At 67.6% G+C, this 1,214-nt stretch carries 1 protein-coding gene; it reads left to right on the top strand.

Annotated features, from left to right (window positions below):
* The first annotated feature begins 20 nt into the window (after nucleotides 1-20).
* A protein-coding gene (locus ACWDEN_RS48115; RefSeq protein WP_450864479.1) for an IS3 family transposase occupies nucleotides 21-1,183 on the top strand; the annotation gives its coding sequence in 2 pieces (ribosomal slippage) (nucleotides 21-305 and nucleotides 308-1,183; 1,161 coding nt in all).
* The last annotated feature ends 31 nt before the right edge of the window (nucleotides 1,184-1,214 follow it).

The raw sequence follows: 1,214 nt of genomic DNA, 5'->3' as shown, positions 1-1,214 counted from the left end.
CTGGTGGGAAGGATGTCGCTGTGCCCAAGCCTTATCCCGAAGAGTTCCGCGAGGACGTCGTGCGGGTCGCGAGGAACCGCGGCCCGGGGGTGACGGTCGAGCAGGTGGCCAAGGACTTCGGCGTCCACCCGATGACGCTGTGGAAATGGATGCGCCGCGCGGACATCGATGACGGATCCAAGCCCGGGGTGACCACCCAGGAGAGCGCGGAACTGCGGGAAGCACGTCGGCGGATCAAGCTGCTGGAGCAGGAGAACGAGGTCCTGCGCCGGGCGGCGGCCTATCTGTCGCAGGCACATCTGCCGGGAAAAGGATCTACCCGCTCGTGAAGGAGCTCGCCGCGGACGGGATGCCCGTCGCGGTGACGTGCCGGGTGCTCAAGCTCGCCAGACAGCCCTACTACCGCTGGCTCGACAAGCCGGTGACCGCCGCCGCGCTGGAGCAGGCTCACCGCGCGAACGCGCTCTTCGATGCCCACCGCGACGACCCGGAATTCGGCTACCGCTTCCTGGCCGATGAGGCGCGCGATGCCGGGGCCCGGATGGCGGACCGGACCGCGTGGCGGATCTGCCGGGACAACCGCTGGTGGAGCGCGTTCGGCAAGAAACGCGGCCGGATCAAGAAGGCCGGCCCGCCGGTGCACGACGACCTGGTCCGCCGCGACTTCACCGCCGGCGGCCCGAACCGGCTATGGCTCACCGACATCACCGAACACGTCACCAGTGAGGGGAAGTTGTACCTCTGCGCGATCAAGGACGTATTCAGCAACAGGATCGTGGGCTACTCCATCGACACGCGGATGAAGTCCCGCCTGGCCGTGACCGCCCTGGACAACGCCGTCGCCCGGCGTGACCAGGTCGACGGCTGCATCCTGCACAGTGATCGCGGATCGCAGTTCCGGTCCCGGAAATTCGTCCGGGCACTCGACCGCCACCGGATGGCCGGATCGATAGGAAGAGTCGGGGCCGCCGGTGACAACGCGGCTATGGAGTCCTTCTTCAGCCTGCTGCAGAAGAACGTCCTCGACCGTCGGAGCTGGACCACCCGCGAGGAACTGCGGATCGCGATCGTGACCTGGATCGAGCGGACCTACCACCGCCGCCGCAGACAAGCCGCACTCGGCCGCCTGACCCCCGTCGAATACGAGACCGTCATGACCACACCGGCCCTCCGAGCCGCGTGACCCAACCTGTCACCCGAAACTGCAGCAGACC

The organism is Streptomyces sp. NPDC001153, assembly GCF_053598315.1.
The sequence above is the reverse complement of the archived record's forward strand: the minus strand, read 5'-3'. Positions and strand labels throughout refer to the sequence as shown.